Genomic DNA, 13587 nt, shown 5'->3' with positions numbered 1-13587 from the left:
GCGCTTTGCGCGCTCGCAAGCGGCGCGGCTAGGCCGCGTGCCCGGCCTTCTGATCGGCCTTGGCGAAGGCGCTGACCGCGCCCGCGCTCTTTTGTGTCTTGAAGATCGAGGTCGCGTCCGGCGCCGGCGGCAACGGCAGGAGCACCGGCACGTCTTTCAGGCGCGGGCGCATCGTCTGCTCGCCGAAGATGATCCGGCTTTGTACCGTGTCATAGACTTGGCGCTGGTTCATGTTGAGGAAGGCGCCCGCGCCACCCGCAAGTGGCCAGGCATCTGCCGCGCACATCTCATAGAAACAGATGAGACGCGCCCGGTTCGACACGTTCGGCGCAGACCCGTGCAATGTGCGGCAATGATGTACCGTCATCGAGCCGGCCTTGCCGGTCAGCGTGACGATCTTGTCCTTCTCGAACAGCGGATCGCCTGGATCGATCGCGCCGGCGAATACGCCGTTGACGAAGTGGCTGAGCACCGGCCCCTTATGCGTGCCCGGTATGACGAGCAGCGGACCGCTTTCCTCCTCGACGTCCTCAAGCATGAGGCCGATCGCAAGCACGTCATCATTGGTGTGCGGATAGAACGCCCAGTCCTGGTGCCATTCGACGGCGGCCCCGCCGCCGGGTGCCTTCGTATTGAGCTTCGAAGTCTGCAAGCGCACGGCCGGACCAAGAAGGGCTTCCAGCACCGAGCGGAATTTGCTGGATTTCAACACGTCCCAGAACGCAGGCATCTGAATGTGCGGCATCTTGATGCGCGTCAACTTCGGGTTGTCTTTCGAGTGCCCGTCGTCGAGGTCGAATACCTCGTCGCTTGCTGATACGGCCCGCGATTGATCGATCTTTTCGTAGGTCAAACGTCGCAGTTCTTCGAGTTCCTTACCCGTGACGACATCCTCGACAAGGATGTAGCCATCGTCGTGATAAGCCTGGATCTGGGCTTCACTGAGCATTTTTCCTCCTTCAGACATGGCGTTTCTTGCTTGAACGGCGAATGTCTGTTTGCGTAAACATGATTGCGCAAACATGTTTGCGATAACATGATCTGGAGTCAAGTGCATTGAGTTGTGCGGAAAAAAATAATACGAGGCGAAGTCGGCCTTTTGCGCGACGATGCGCCGAACCGGATGAAGTGAATAAAGGCGCATGGCAGCCCCCAGATCACAGCCCAAAACAGACCGCCGGCTCCGCATGGACGATGTGGCGGAACGCGCTGGCGTTTCGCAGATGACCGTGTCGCGCGCGCTGCGCACGCCCGAGCTTGTTGCCGTGGCAACGCGGGCTCGCATCGAAGCGGCGATGGCCGAATTGGACTATGTGCCAGACCTCCTGGCCGGCAGTCTTGCTGCACGGCGGAGCGGATTGATCGCCGCGGTGGTCTCGACGTTCGAGAACGCGATCTTCTCACAGACCATTGCCGGCCTCACACGGTGCGTCGAAGCGGCTGGTTTTTCCATTCTGCTCGGCTCGTCGGATTATTCGGCGACCGACGAGGAGCGTTTGCTGCGTGCGATCCTCGGCCGCCGTCCTGATGGAGTCGTGTTGACCGGCACGCTGCATACGCCCCGTGCGCGCCGCTTGCTGAGCACGGCCGGCGTGCCCGTCGTCGAGACCTGGGAACTGCCGGCAGAACCGGTCGACATGGCGGTCGGCTTCGACAATCCGGCTGCTGGTCGCGCGATGACGATGGCGCTGCACGGCTATGGTTATCGACGCATCGGTTTCATCGGTCCCGGTGACGAGAAGGATCGGCGCGGCCTGCAGCGGCGCGAGGGCTATCGCACGGCACTGGCGGCTCTGGGCATAGCGCCGCGCGAAATTGCCGTAGCGGCTGTGGTCGCCGGCATGGAAAGCGGTCCGGCGCTCCTTGATGAACTGCTGGCCCGTTTTCCCGATACGGATGCCGTGTTTTGCTCGCTTGATGCCATCGCTGCCGGTGTGCTGCTGGCCGCACAGCGGCGGGGCATCGAGACACCGCAAGCGCTCGCCGTCGCCGGCTTCGGCGATTTCGCGATCGCCCAGCCGAGTGGCCTTGATCTCACGACGATACGCATCGCTGGGCGTGACATTGGAACGCGCGCCGGCGAATTGGTACTGGCGCGCATACGCAAAGAGACGGTTCCCGTGGGGATCGTCGATATCGGTTTTGAGGTGGTGCGCCGCAGTTCGGCGTAGCGGTGGTTGCCAAACGCCGGCAGCGCGGTGGGAGCGCTCTTCGTTGATCGAAAGGCAATCGCCTGTGGCGAGCGTTCGCGACCATGCATTCGCACTTTCTCTCTAACGCATTGTTTTGATGCGTTTTCTTAATCGAAAAATCTATCAGCTTTTCTAGAAAGCGCTTTAGTGTTCCGCCCGAAAGGCGATTGCGCCGGTGAAATTCGTATCAGCTCTGCCTGCCAATCGAGGTTGCCAAGCCGGGGCGCCCCTTTAAGCTGAAGGCTCAGAGCAGCGGAAGGCTGCAACATATCCGGGAGCGAACCGCGAGATGGGCGATCACTATTTCATCGGTGTCGATGTCGGCACGGGCTCGGCCCGGGCCGGCGTGTTCGACGCCAAGGGCGAGCTGGTCGGGTCGGCCAAGCAGGCGATCACCATCTGGCACGAGCCGGGCGACATCGTCGAGCAATCCTCCGAGAACATCTGGCAGGCGGTCTGCACGGCCACGAAGGCAGCACTGGCCGAGGCTGCGGTCCAGCCCGGCGCCATCGCCGGCATCGGCTTCGATGCGACATGCTCGCTGGTGGTCGTGGGCAAGCAGGGCGAGCCACTTTCGGTCGGCCCGTCGGAAGATCCCAATCGCAACGTGATCGTGTGGATGGACCATCGTTCGCTCGACCAGACCCGGCGCATCAACGAGACCGGCGAAGAGGTGCTGCGTTATGTCGGCGGCGTGATCTCGCCGGAGATGGAGACACCCAAGCTGCTCTGGCTGAGGGAACACAAGCCGGAGATCTTCGCCTCGGCCGGTTTTTTCTTCGACCTGCCCGATTATCTGAGCTGGCGCGCCACGGGCTCACTGTCGCGCTCGGTCTGCACCGTCACCTGCAAATGGACCTATCTCGCGCATGAGAAGCGCTGGGACGCCGGCTATTTCCACAAGATCGGCCTCGGCGCGCTCGCCGATGAAGGCTTTGCCCGCATCGGCGACACCATCGTGGATGTCGGTTCGCCGCTCGGTTCCGGCCTGACCGAGGCCGCTGCCGCCGATCTCGGCCTGACGGCGGGCATTCCCGTCGGCGCCTCCCTGATCGATGCGCATGCCGGCGGCATCGGCACCGTCGGCGCGGCCGGCAGGGACGGCGAGGGTGCCGACGTGACGGCGCGCCTCGCCTATGTCTTCGGCACCTCGGCCTGCACCATGGCGAGCACGCGCGAGGCCGCCTTCGTGCCGGGCGTGTGGGGCCCCTATTTCTCGGCGATGGTGCCTGGCCTCTGGCTGAACGAGGGTGGGCAATCGGCAGCCGGCGCGGCGCTCGACCATCTCCTCACTCTGCATCCCGCCTACGCCCAGGCCGTGGAGCGGGCAGAGACCGCCGGGCGCCCCCTGCTGGCCTGGCTGGAGGCGCAGGCCAATCTCGCCGGCGATGCTACCCTGGCGCGCAGCATTCACGTCGTGCCCGAATTTCTCGGCAATCGGGCGCCCCATGCCGACCCCGATGCCCGGGCTGTAATCGCGGGGCTGGACCTCGAAGACGATCTCGACAGCTTGGTCAGGCTCTATGTCGCCGGGCTGTGCGGTCTGGCCTATGGCGCGCGGCAGATCGTCGAGGCCATGGCGGCCAAGGGCATCGTGCTCCAGCAGATCATCATCTCGGGCGGCGCGGCCCAGAGCCCGCTGGTGCGCCAGATCATCGCCGACGCCACCGGCATCGAGGTCGCGGTCGCCGAGACACCGGAGCCGGTCCTGCTCGGTGCGGCCATGCTCGGCGCCGTGGCCGGCAAGGCCTATCCCACGTTGGGCGAGGCGATGAGCGGCATGTCCGCGCTCGGCGCCACCTACGCGCCCGGTCAAGGTGAGATCCGTGCCTTCCACGAGAAGAAGTTCAGGGTTTATGAAGTTTTGCAGGCCGCGGGGCGGCAGGCCCGCGAGTTGATGGCCTGAAGCAACGCGATTTAGCGCTAACGCCGTGATTGCAAAGATCATGGCATGTGATGAGATGGGCGCGGCCGTGATTCGGCCGCTCTCGCTGCCTGTCCGGCTGTTCGGCCGAACTCGCGGCGTTACTTGCCGTTTTTGCACCATCCCGGACGGAGTTCCCATGACCGATACCTTCAACCGCCGCCAGATCGTCACGCTGCTGGGGGGCTTGGGGCTTGTCGGCATGTCGTCATCAGCTTTGTCGGCCCCCAGTCCGAAACCCAAGCCCAAGGCCGATCCGACGCCGATCTTGCCGGTGACCGAGGGCAGGTTGCGCGTCGGGGTGATCGTGCCGGTCAAGGATGATCCCTTCTACAAGGCCTGCACCGACGGGGCCCAGGAGGCCGCGACGCAGATCGGCACGCTCGACATGGCCGTGGCGGCGCCGGAAAAGCGTCAGGTGCGCGAACAGGCTCTCTTCATCAACGGCTTCGTGAAGCAGAAAGTCGATGCCATCCTGATCAGCCCTGTTGATGCCGGCCTGCTGGCGCCGCTGTGCAAGCGCGCCATGATCCGCGGCATCAAGGTAGTTTCCTTCGAGCAGGCCTTGCCGGCCAATTCGCGTACGGCCCATGTCGATCCCGTCAGCAGTCGCGGCAAAGCGGAGACCTTCCTTCAGATGCTGGCCGACGATGCCAAGGATGGCGGTGACGTCGCCATCCTGGCCGGTGCGCGCACTGGCGCGGATGGGCAGGGGCTGGTTTCGGAGACCATGCAGCAATGGCTCAAGCCGGCCTATGGCAAGCTCAAGCTTGCCGACACGCTCTATGACAATGACAATGAAAAGGCCGGCTATGCCGCCGCTGACTTCGTGCTGAGGCAACGCCCCAACCTCAAGGGCCTGCTGGTCTTCAGCCCGGCGGCGCTGGTGGGGGCGGCACAATGCGTCTCGGACAGGGGCCTTGCCGGCAAGGTCTTCGTTACCGGCTTCGGCCGTCCGGCCACGCTGAAGGCCGCCATGTCGGCCAAGGCGGTGGAGTATTTCGCAACCGCCAATCCGGTGGATATCGGCTATGCCGCCATGCAGATTGCCGCGGCGCTGGCCAGGAACACCATGACCACCGGTACTGGCAGCCTGGTCACCGCCGGCCGCCTCGGCCAGATCGCCCTCGGCGAGAACAGTGTCGCCACGCTGCGTCCCTTCGTGGTCGATGCCAAGAATTTCGACAAATATGCCGATCTCTAGAGCAAGCGTATTCATCACTGCACGCTTGTTGCTCTAGTTCCTCGTTTCGAGGCATTTTCTTGATCAGGAAGTCTGCTTCCTTTGAAAATGTCTTGGTGAAAGATAATCCTGCGAGCCGACCATGTCCGTCACCGCCGTGCTCGATGTCGGTAAGACCAATGTGAAACTGGTCCTGTTCGACGGAGCCGCCAGCCTTTGGCAGGCTTCGATGCCGAACCGGACGCTGGCCGGCCCGCCCTATCCGCATGCCGATGTCGAGACGATCTGGCGCTTCCTGATGGAAGGGCTGCGCCAGGCCGGTGCCGAGCACGCCATCGCGGATATCGCCGTCACCACCCATGGCGCCGCCATGGCGCTGATCGGCGACAATGATCTGGCCCTGCCGGTGATGGACTACGAGTTCGAGGGCGTCGGCGCGGTCGAGGCCGAGTATGCGCCGTTCCGCCCGCCCTTTGCCGAAACTCTGTCCCCGCCGATGTCGGCGGGGCTCAATTCCGGCAAGCAGATCTTCTACCAGCAGCTGCACCACTCCGAAGCATTCGCGCGTGTCCGGCATATCGTGCCCTATCCGCAATATTTCACCTGGCGCCTCACCGGCATCGCCCGCAACGAGGTCACCGGCATCGGCGGCCATTCCGATTTGTGGGCCGTCCGTGAAAAGCGCCTCTCCTCCCTGGTGACCCGGCGTGACTGGGAGGCGCTGTTCCCACCGCCGATCGCGGCCTATGCCGTGCTGGGCCCGCTGCGGCCCGAGGTGCGGGCCGAGACCGGCTTGCCGGATACGGTCAGGGTGCGTGCGGGCATCCACGATTCCAACGGCTCGATCCTGCCGCACCTGATTGCCTTCGAGCCGCCCTTCACGCTGGTTTCCTCCGGCACCTGGGCGGTGATCATGGCCCTGGGCGCCGATCCCGGCCGGCTCGATGCGGCCAGGGACATGCAGGCCTATGCCGATGTCGAGGCCCGGCCGGTGCCGGCGGCCAAATTCATGGGCGGGCGGGAATTTGCTGTTATCCTCGATGGCGCGTCGCCGACCTGCTCGCTCGCCGATGCCGCGGCCGTGATGGCGGCCGGCGTGCTGGCGCTGCCGAGCTTCGTGCCCAATGGCGGGCCATTTCCGGGGCATCCCGGCGCGATCCGGGGCACGCTGCCAGACGGCGAGGGCATGCGGGCGGCGCTCGCCAGCCTCTATTGCGTGCTCCTGACCGACTATCTCCTCGAGGCGCTCGGTGCCAACAGCGGACCCTTGCTGATCGAGGGCAGCTTTGCCGCCAACCCGGTCTATTGCAGCCTGCTCGCAGCACTGCGCCCGGGGCAGGCGGTCCTGCCCAGCCTCGACAGCTCCGGCACCGCCTATGGCACCTCGCTTCTCGCGACCTGGCCCGACATGCCGGCGCGTGAGCCGGCAAGACCGGCAATGGCCTATGCCGATGCCGAGGCCCTGCTTCGCTACAAGACCGCCTGGCGCTCGGCGCTGCCGCAGGTCGCTTGACGGAAGAGCATGCGGAGCGTCGACCGGCAGGTCGACACTCCATGCCACCGGGCGCTTCGGATGAGCCTCAGGCCGCCATCTCGACTTCGCGCGCCCGGCCGAGCCGGACCATCCAATCGGCCATGTCGGGGCGGTGCTGTTTCTGGAAGGCATAGTGCCGGCGAAGGGCCTGCGTCAGACGCCCGCCGCGGCCCAAGAGATCGTCGGCAAAGCCGATCAGCACGGAATTGGGCCAGGCCTGCGGGCGGATCTTGCGCAGGCGGGCGAAGATCTCGTCCTCGGGCAGGTTCGAATCGGAGCGCGCCATCAAAGTCGCCATCGCCGCCGTCGAGCGCGAGACGCCCATATGACAATGTACCAGCAGGCGTTCCGGCACGAGGATGGCGCCGGCTTCGTCGCGGGCGAAGCGCAGGATTTCGGCCATGTGCTCGCGGGCCGGCATGATCTTGCCGGCCAGGGGATCGATGATGTCGTCGAACTGCAGGATGGTGCGCTGGTGCGCGCCATAGGCACCGAAGGCGCTCAGCTCAGGCCAGTCCGGATCGACGATCGAGAGCACATGGCTGACGCCGGAGCCGCTGAACTGATCGAGCTCGTCGATGCCGCAGACGGTCCAGGCCGCAAAGGAAGGAAGGGAAGTCATCGGTTCCAAAGGCAATGTGTGGAGAAGGGACGATTTCCACTGTCGTAGCGGCTGGACCCCCGGTCATCAAGACATTCGCGCGGAAGGCTCGGACAAGACGATGGCTGCCTTGCCAAAATTAATCAGACAAATTGCAGCCGACTCTTGCATTCGCCGGCGAGGCGAGCATGAATGGCGCCTCTGCGCGGGAGAGTCGGCGGTCAAGCCACCTGCGGGCAGACAGACCGGCAAGGCTCGGCTGGCCAAGAATAGAAATAAAACTGGAGGGAACGACATGTTCGACGATCAGTCTCGTCGCAGCGCCTTGAAGATCCTGGGCGGCTCGCTGCTGGCAGGCGCCCTGCCGCTCGGCGCGGTCACGCCGGCCTTCGCCGCCAACAAGCGCATCGCCCTGGTGGTCAAGAATCTCGGCAATTCCTATTTCGATGCCTGCCGCGACGGCGCCCAGCAGGCGGCCAAGGAACTCGGCGGCATCGAGATCATCTACACCGCCCCGACCAAGGCGACCGCCGAAGACCAGATCGCGGTGATCGACGCCCTGATCGCCCAGAAGGTCGACGGCATCATCGTCTCGGCCAATGACGCCAACGCTCTGGTGCCCGTCGGCAAGAAGGCCGCACAGCGCGGTATCAAGGTGATCTCCTTCGACAGCGCCATCGCCAAGGGCGGGCGCATCATGCATCTCAATGCCTCTTCCACCGAGATGATCGGCGCCAAGCAGGTGCAGATGATTTCCAAGACCCTCAAGGGCGAGGGCGAGGTCGCCATTCTCTCGGCCGCCTCCACCATGACGAACCAGAATTCCTGGATCGCCGCCATGAAGCGGGAATGGGAGAAGCCCGAATACGCCAAGCTCAAGCTGGTCGACACCGTCTATGGCGATGACCAGGACGACAAGTCCTACCGCGAGATGCAGGGCCTGGTGAAGACGCACCCCAATCTCAAGGGCGTGATCTCGCCCACCACCATCGGCATCCGCGCCGGCGCCAAGGCGATCATCGACGGCGGCCTGGCCGGCAAGGTGTTCATCACCGGCCTCGGCCTGCCGTCCGAAATGAAGGACGCCGTGCTGAAGGGTGCCTGCGACTCGTTCGCGATCTGGAATCCGGTTGATTACGGCTATTCGGCCACGCAGATCCTGGCCGGCATCATTGGCGGCGAGGACGCCAAGCCCGGCTCCACCGTGAAGATGGGCCGCATGGGCGAGACCAAGATCGGCGAGGACGGTGAGGCGGTGATGGGCGAGCCCTTCACCTTCGACAAGTCGAACGTCGAGAAATACGCCAAGATCTTCTGAAGATCGGATCTGGGTGAATGGGGCGCGCCCAGCCTTCTCCCCTTGCGGGAGAAGGTGCCCCGAAGGGGCGGATGAGGGGAGAGACGCAACCTTGCAGAGTCCGCTCTAACACCCCTCATCCGTCATTGCGTTCGCAATGCCACCTTCTCCCGCAAGGGGAGAAGGCCTGTCGCGCCTCATTCGGCATGGCAGCGTTTCCTTGCCGGACTGTTTCATGACCTCCACTCCCCTGCTTTCCCTTTCCGGCGTCTCCAAGCGTTTTCCCGGCGTGCGGGCGCTGCATGACGTGCGTCTTACCCTCCATCCCGGTGAGGTCACGGCGCTGCTCGGGGAGAACGGCGCCGGCAAGTCCACGATCGTGAAGATCCTCACCGGCATCTACACGCCGGACGAGGGCGAGCTCAGGGTCGGCGGCGAGGCGGTGCGCTTTTCGAGCCCGCGCGATGCCTGGGCGGCCGGCATCACCGCCATCCACCAGGAAACCATCATGTTCGACGAGCTCTCGGTCGCCGAGAACGTCTTCATGGGGCATATGCCCAAGGGCGCCGGCGGCCTGGTGGATTGGGGCATCGTCCATGCGCGCACGCGCGACTTGCTCAAGCGCCTCGATGCCGACATCGATCCGGGCGAGCCGCTGAAGGCCCTGAGCGTGGCCCAGAAGCACCTGGTCGAGATCGCCCGTGCCTTGTCCCACGAGGCCCGCATCGTCATCATGGACGAGCCGACGGCGGCGCTCTCGGCCCGCGAGATCGACGATCTCTTCCGTATCATCGACCAGCTCAAGGCCGAGGGACGGGCGATCCTGTTCATCAGCCACAAATTCGAGGAGATCTTCCGCGTCGCCGACCGCTGGCTCTGCCTGCGCGACGGCGAATATGTCGGCGATGGCGCGATCAGCGAGGCGACCCCGGCCGAACTTGTCCGCCTGATGGTCGGGCGTTCGATCGACCAGGTCTTTCCCAAGCGCGAGGTGCCGATCGGCGACGTCGCGCTCGAGGTCAGGGACCTCGCCAATGACAGCGAGTTCGCCGAGATCTCCTTCACGCTGCGTCAGGGCGAGATTCTCGGCCTTTACGGGCTGGTCGGCGCCGGCCGGTCCGAAGCGATGCAGGCGGTGTTCGGGCTGTCCCGGCTGGACAAGGGCGAGATCCGGGTGCGCGGCAAGGCGCTTGCGATCAAGAGCCCGGCCGATGCCATCGCCGCCGGCATCGCCTATGTGCCGGAGGATCGCCAGATCCAGGGCGCCGTGCTGCCTTTCGGCGTGCGCGAGAACACCACGCTGGCGAGCCTGATGCGCCATGCCCGCTTCGGCTTCCTCAGCCAGCGCTCGGAGATATCGGATACGCGCCGGCTCGGCACGAGGCTGGCGGTGAAGGCCGCCTCCTGGGACCAGAAACTGCAGGACCTGTCCGGCGGCAACCAGCAGAAGGTGGTGATCGCCAAATGGCTCGCCACCAATCCAAAGGTCATCATCCTGGACGAGCCGACCAAGGGCATCGACGTCGGCTCCAAGGCCGCCGTGCACGATTTCATGGTGGACCTGGCCGCCGAGGGCCTCGCCGTAGTGCTGATCTCCTCCGAACTGCCGGAGGTGATGGGCATGTCCGACCGCATCCTGGTGATGCATGAGGGGCGCATCGTGAAGGAATTCGCGCGGGCCGAAATGGATGCCGCCGCCATCGTTACATCAGCCACAGGAGGCCAGACATGACAGGAAGGTTTGGCATGAAAACCCTGTGGCGCCGCTACGGCCGCGAGATCATTCTCGCCCTCATCGTGGCCGGCATGGTGCTCGCCATCGGCCTGCGGGCGCCGGTCTTCCTCAGTGCCGACAGCCTGATGGGCGTGCTCAAGGATACCGCCATCCTCGCCATGCTGGCGCTCGCCCAGATGACTGTGATCCTCATTCGCGGCATCGACCTGTCGGTGGCGGCCAATCTCGCGCTCAGCGGCATGGTCGCGGCGCTCTTTTCGATCGCGGCGCCCGATCTGCCGATAGGCCTGGTCATCCTCGTCGCCATCGCCGTCGGCACGTTCTTCGGTTTCATCAACGGCGTGTTCATCGCCTTTGTCGGCATTCCCTCCATCGTGGTGACGCTGGGCACGCTCGCCATCTATCGCGGCCTCGTCTTCATCGTCTCGGGCGGCAAGTGGATCAGCTCCGACAAGATGACCCCGGCCTTCCTGAACTTTCCGCATGCCACATTTCTCGGCCTGTCGAGCCTGGTCTGGTTCGCCATCGCGGTAGCGTTGGCCATGGCCCTCTTCCTCGGGCGCACCACCATCGGCCGCGGGCTCTATGCGGTGGGCGGCAATCCCCTGGCGGCGCGCTATTGCGGCATCGATCTCGCCCGCCAGCAATTGCTGGTCTTCACCCTGTCTGGCGCGGTATCCGGCCTATGCGGCTATCTGTGGGTGGCTCGCTTCGGCATCGCCTATACCGAGATCGCGCTCGGCTATGAGCTCAGTGTGATCGCGGCCTGTGTGATCGGCGGTGTCTCGATCGGCGGCGGTATCGGTTCGGTCAGCGGCGCCTTGCTCGGCGCGCTGTTCCTGGGCGTGGTGGTCAACGCCCTGCCGGTGATCAATGTCTCGCCCTTCTGGCAGATGGCGATCTCAGGCGCGGTGATCCTGGCCGCGGTGGTGGTCAATGCCCGCGCCGAGCGCAAGGGCGGCAAGCTGATCCTGCCCGAGGCGCGCCGCCGCGCCGCAGCCCGAGAGGGAGCCCGCTGATGACGGACACCGCCCGCTACCAGGTGCTCGACCGCGCGCCCCGCACACTGGCGGACCGCCTGCTGCGCTGGGAGACCATTCTCTGTCTGCTGCTGGCGGCGGTGATCGTGGTCAACGCGCTGGGTTCGCCCTATTTCCTCGATCTCTACAACCTCTCCGACATGACCCAGAACTTCTCGGAGAAGGCGATCATCGCGCTCGGCATGGCGCTCCTGATCCTGACCCGGGAGATCGACCTGTCCGTCGCCGCCATCGTGGCGCTGGCCTCGCTCGCCATCGGCTATGGCGCGCAGGCGGGCTATGGGCCTGTCATGCTGATCGCCATCGGGCTTGGCGTCGGCATCGTCTGCGGTGCCTTCAACGGCTGGCTGGTCACCGGCTTCGGCCTGCCCTCGATCGTGGTCACCATCGGCACCATGTCGCTCTATCGCGGCATCGCCCAGGTCGTGCTGGGGGACCAGGCGATCACCACCTATCCGGAGGAATACACCAACCTCGCCCAGCTCTACATCATCCAGGAGCCGCCGCTTTATCTCGCCTTCATCCTGTTCCTGGCCCTGGCCGTGCTGTTCACTATCGTGGTGCATTACACCGTGTGGGGGCGCATGCTCTATGCCATCGGCAACAATCCTGTGGCGGCACGCTTCTCGGGCATCCCGGTCAATCGCATCCGCTTCCTGCTCTTCGTGCTGACGGGCCTCCTGGCCGGACTTGCCTCGGCCCTGCTCACCGCCCGCATCGGCTCGACCCGGCCTAATATCGCGCTGGGCTGGGAGCTCGAAGTGGTGACCATGGTGGTGCTTGGCGGCATCTCGATCGCCGGAGGCTCCGGCACCATGCCGGGCGTGGTGATCGCCGTCTTCGTGCTCGGCCTCACCACTTTCGGCCTCACGCTGATCAACGTTCCCGGCATCGTCATCGCCGTCATTCTCGGCGTCCTGCTGGTGGCCGCGATTGCCTTGCCGATCATCGTGCGGCGGATTCTCGGGCTGCGGGTCTAGCGCCGGGCTTCCGAAGCAGTGTCGGTTGACAGGTGAGGTAGAAAGGTGGAAATTTAGGAATCTTTCTAGAATGGAGGTTGTGATGAGCCTCAATATCAAGGATCCCGAGGCCTATCAGCTGGCGCAGGCCATTTCCCGTGCCACGGGCGAGAACATGACGCGCGTGGTCATCGAGGCCCTGCGCGACAGCCTTGCCAAGATCGAACAGCGCAAGGCCAAAGCAAGCGTCGCCGAGTTGCTGGCCATCGCCGATCGGGCCGCCACGCATGTGCGGCAACCTTATGCCGATCACGCCGACCTGCTCTACGATGAAAAAGGCTTGCCGAAATGATCCTCGACACTTCGGCCGTCGTCGCCATTCTCTATAGGGAGCCGGAAGCGGCGGCCTATGCCCAGCGCATTCACGATGCGGACATCTGCCGCATCAGCGTGGCAAATTACGTTGAATTGTCGATGGTGATCGAAAACCAGCTCGGTTCCGAGGGGATGCGGCAGGCGGAGGCTTTCTTTCGCCGAGCCGGCATCGTCGTCGAACCGGTGACGCTCGACCAGGGCGAACTGGCTCGCCAGGCCTTTCTCGATTTCGGCAAGGGGCGCCATAAGGCTGGGCTGAATTTCGGGGACTGCTTCTCTTACGCCCTGGCCAAGGCGATGGGCGAGCCTCTCCTGTTCAAGGGCAATGATTTCAGCCAGACGGATATCGGCGTCGCCTGATAGGGCGGTTTGATGTCCTGCCCCGCACGAAACAATTTCGCATCGCTTGACAAGATCTCGCCACAATGGCGATTTTTCAGAACTCTCTGTCTCGCTTTGATGTGATCACATTTCTTTTCTTGCTGTCGCGCTGGGGTTGCGCGCAAGAAAAAGTCGCGCTGCCGCTTTTATATGCTTGTCCCCAGCTTGGAATCATGCCATGTCAGCCATCCATATTAGGACAGCTATGCTGTCCCATTATGGATGCTGCCGCTTTCTGCGGCAGCCCGCGGACCAACCGAAGATGGCCCACAGGCCCGGCTTGGCCGTAGGACAAGAACGCCGCTCTCGCGTTTCAGCGCGAAGTGGTGGACAATTGAGTGACAGCTTTCACAATCCGGCGGCATA

At 64.3% G+C, this 13587-nt stretch carries 12 protein-coding genes; 10 read left to right on the top strand and 2 right to left on the bottom strand.

What is annotated here, in order from left to right; all coding sequences use genetic code 11:
- Positions 1-28: 28 nt before the first annotated feature.
- Positions 29-1144, bottom strand: coding sequence for a phytanoyl-CoA dioxygenase family protein (locus tag BA190_RS19525; protein ID WP_245314849.1), 1116 nt, complete (start codon positions 1142-1144; stop codon positions 29-31).
- On the opposite strand from BA190_RS19525, the gene BA190_RS19520 reads away from it, so the two are divergent.
- The 4 genes from BA190_RS19520 to BA190_RS19505 all read left to right on the top strand — a co-directional run bounded on the left by BA190_RS19520 (position 1143) and on the right by BA190_RS19505 (position 6812).
- The gene (locus BA190_RS19520) at positions 1143-2171 is read left to right on the top strand and encodes a LacI family DNA-binding transcriptional regulator (protein WP_082979881.1); all 1029 of its coding nucleotides are present in this window, start codon (positions 1143-1145) and stop codon (positions 2169-2171) included. The two genes, BA190_RS19525 and BA190_RS19520, sit on opposite strands and share 2 nt — an antisense overlap.
- 310 nt (positions 2172-2481) lie before the next feature.
- Positions 2482-4098, top strand: coding sequence for an FGGY-family carbohydrate kinase (locus tag BA190_RS19515; protein WP_068291032.1), 1617 nt, complete (start codon positions 2482-2484; stop codon positions 4096-4098).
- 157 nt (positions 4099-4255) lie between these two features.
- Positions 4256-5320, top strand: coding sequence for a substrate-binding domain-containing protein (locus BA190_RS19510; protein ID WP_068291030.1), 1065 nt, complete (start codon positions 4256-4258; stop codon positions 5318-5320).
- A 121-nt stretch (positions 5321-5441) separates the two neighbouring features.
- Positions 5442-6812 (top strand): FGGY-family carbohydrate kinase, encoded by a 1371-nt coding sequence (locus tag BA190_RS19505; protein WP_068291027.1) that lies wholly within the window; start codon positions 5442-5444, stop codon positions 6810-6812.
- Between the two features lie 67 nt (positions 6813-6879).
- On the opposite strand, the gene BA190_RS19500 is transcribed toward BA190_RS19505, so the two are convergent.
- Positions 6880-7455, bottom strand: a complete 576-nt coding sequence (locus BA190_RS19500; RefSeq protein WP_068291026.1) for a tyrosine phosphatase family protein — start codon at positions 7453-7455, stop codon at positions 6880-6882.
- A 304-nt stretch (positions 7456-7759) separates the two neighbouring features.
- On the opposite strand from BA190_RS19500, the gene rhaS reads away from it, so the two are divergent.
- The 6 genes from rhaS to BA190_RS19470 all read left to right on the top strand — a co-directional run bounded on the left by rhaS (position 7760) and on the right by BA190_RS19470 (position 13200).
- Positions 7760-8752: a rhamnose ABC transporter substrate-binding protein gene (gene rhaS / locus BA190_RS19495; RefSeq protein WP_068291262.1), complete on the top strand. Its 993-nt coding sequence runs from the start codon at positions 7760-7762 to the stop codon at positions 8750-8752.
- Between the two features lie 214 nt (positions 8753-8966).
- Complete coding sequence (locus BA190_RS19490; RefSeq protein ID WP_068291024.1) at positions 8967-10463, top strand: sugar ABC transporter ATP-binding protein; 1497 nt, start codon at positions 8967-8969, stop codon at positions 10461-10463.
- Between the two features lie 14 nt (positions 10464-10477).
- Positions 10478-11485 carry an ABC transporter permease gene (locus BA190_RS19485; RefSeq protein WP_068291022.1) on the top strand — a complete coding sequence of 336 codons (1008 nt, stop codon included), beginning with the start codon at positions 10478-10480 and terminating at the stop codon, positions 11483-11485.
- On the top strand, positions 11485-12486 hold the full coding sequence (locus tag BA190_RS19480; RefSeq protein ID WP_068291020.1) for an ABC transporter permease: 1002 nt from the start codon (positions 11485-11487) through the stop codon (positions 12484-12486). The genes BA190_RS19485 and BA190_RS19480 overlap by 1 nt, the downstream gene beginning before the upstream one ends.
- Before the next feature lie 82 nt (positions 12487-12568).
- Positions 12569-12817 (top strand): type II toxin-antitoxin system VapB family antitoxin, encoded by a 249-nt coding sequence (locus BA190_RS19475; protein ID WP_068291260.1) that lies wholly within the window; start codon positions 12569-12571, stop codon positions 12815-12817.
- On the top strand, positions 12814-13200 hold the full coding sequence (locus BA190_RS19470; protein ID WP_068291019.1) for a type II toxin-antitoxin system VapC family toxin: 387 nt from the start codon (positions 12814-12816) through the stop codon (positions 13198-13200). The genes BA190_RS19475 and BA190_RS19470 overlap by 4 nt, the downstream gene beginning before the upstream one ends.
- Positions 13201-13587: the final 387 nt, after the last annotated feature.

Source organism: Labrys sp. WJW (assembly GCF_001676615.1).
In the GTDB taxonomy this organism is placed as follows: Bacteria; Pseudomonadota; Alphaproteobacteria; order Rhizobiales; family Labraceae; genus Labrys; species Labrys sedimenti.
This window is presented reverse-complemented; position numbering and strand designations above follow the sequence as displayed.

Excerpts from the sequence above, each read along its gene's own strand:
- BA190_RS19520 (WP_082979881.1), top strand. The coding sequence starts at position 1,143 with ATGGCAGCCCCCAGATCACAGCCCAAAACAGACCGCCGGCTCCGCATG.
- BA190_RS19525 (WP_245314849.1), bottom strand. The coding sequence starts at position 1,144 with ATGCGCCTTTATTCACTTCATCCGGTTCGGCGCATCGTCGCGCAAAAG.
- BA190_RS19515 (WP_068291032.1), top strand. The coding sequence starts at position 2,482 with ATGGGCGATCACTATTTCATCGGTGTCGATGTCGGCACGGGCTCGGCC.
- BA190_RS19510 (WP_068291030.1), top strand. The coding sequence starts at position 4,256 with ATGACCGATACCTTCAACCGCCGCCAGATCGTCACGCTGCTGGGGGGC.
- BA190_RS19505 (WP_068291027.1), top strand. The coding sequence starts at position 5,442 with ATGTCCGTCACCGCCGTGCTCGATGTCGGTAAGACCAATGTGAAACTG.
- BA190_RS19500 (WP_068291026.1), bottom strand. The coding sequence starts at position 7,455 with ATGACTTCCCTTCCTTCCTTTGCGGCCTGGACCGTCTGCGGCATCGAC.
- BA190_RS19490 (WP_068291024.1), top strand. The coding sequence starts at position 8,967 with ATGACCTCCACTCCCCTGCTTTCCCTTTCCGGCGTCTCCAAGCGTTTT.
- BA190_RS19485 (WP_068291022.1), top strand. The coding sequence starts at position 10,478 with ATGAAAACCCTGTGGCGCCGCTACGGCCGCGAGATCATTCTCGCCCTC.
- BA190_RS19480 (WP_068291020.1), top strand. The coding sequence starts at position 11,485 with ATGACGGACACCGCCCGCTACCAGGTGCTCGACCGCGCGCCCCGCACA.
- BA190_RS19475 (WP_068291260.1), top strand. The coding sequence starts at position 12,569 with ATGAGCCTCAATATCAAGGATCCCGAGGCCTATCAGCTGGCGCAGGCC.
- BA190_RS19470 (WP_068291019.1), top strand. The coding sequence starts at position 12,814 with ATGATCCTCGACACTTCGGCCGTCGTCGCCATTCTCTATAGGGAGCCG.